This is a genomic window from Mycobacterium ostraviense, assembly GCF_002705925.1.
Classification (GTDB): domain Bacteria; phylum Actinomycetota; class Actinomycetes; order Mycobacteriales; family Mycobacteriaceae; genus Mycobacterium; species Mycobacterium ostraviense.
The window spans coordinates 1-895 of record NZ_NKRE01000114.1 but is presented as its reverse complement, the minus strand read 5'-3'; the positions used below and the strand labels follow the sequence as shown (position 1 = coordinate 895).

Here is an 895-nt window from a genome sequence, read left to right as displayed (position 1 = left end):
CAACAACGCCATCCACCACCACGCGCAACGGATGCCAAGGTGACTCGAGCCCCAATTTTCCTGCACCACGGCGGGGCACACGCCCCTGGGGAACTAGCCCCGTAATTCGCACATGGGGTGCGGTGGGTGCTGCGCGCGTGGCTCGGCCGTTCAGCGCGTGCGCCGTGGGTCGATCCGAAGTAGGTCGAGCAGGCGTAGCTGGACGGCGTCGGGTTGCGTGATCTCCGGTGTGCCGTCGCTGGTGGCGTTTCGCAGCCGTAGCGTGGCGAGGGCGGTGAAGATCAGGCTGGCGGTGGGTGTGGCGGGTCGGCCGGCGTAGAGGCCGTCGAGTTTGGTGGCCGGGGTCAGGTTGCGGCGGACTTCGCGTTCGACGAGGCAGTAGACGAGCAGGGCGAGGCAGAGCACGCCGATGAGTGCGGCGATACGCCGGTTGGTGTGCAGAAACATCGGCGCGACGGCGAGCGGTCCCTTCAGGTCGTGGTAGCGGCGTTCGCTCGTGTCGGGCTGGTTCTTGTAGCGCGCCAACACGTCCGCGGCGGTGACCGTGGCGGGCAGGTTGGTCAGCAGCGCGTACCAGCCGTCGGTGGCGGCCTCGGCGTCGATGGCGGCCTGGTCGAAGTGCCAGTCGAGGGTTGGTCGTCGGTTGTGGTCGGTGCCGATGGTGGTGCGCAGGTAGTCGCCGACGCGGCGATGGGCGGCGATAGTGGTGACCCTGGCGGTGACTTTCTCGGGGGTCGGGTAGTGGCGCGAGCCGAGCCCGCGGGTGAGCCGGCCCAGGTCGTCGCGGGCGCGGTCGTGAGGTTCCCCCCAAACCGTAGAGGCATCGACAATGAGGAGCACGATGCCAGAGAAGCGGATGAAGTACGACCGGGAGTTCCGTGAGGGGGCTGTCCGG

Annotated in this window: 1 protein-coding gene; it reads right to left on the bottom strand. The window is 68.5% G+C overall.

The genetic code is table 11. The features are described from left to right. Nucleotides 1-150: 150 nt before the first annotated feature. On the bottom strand, nt 151-895 hold a 745-nt coding region (locus tag CDN38_RS28200; protein WP_438502297.1), incomplete at its 5' end, for an IS1634 family transposase.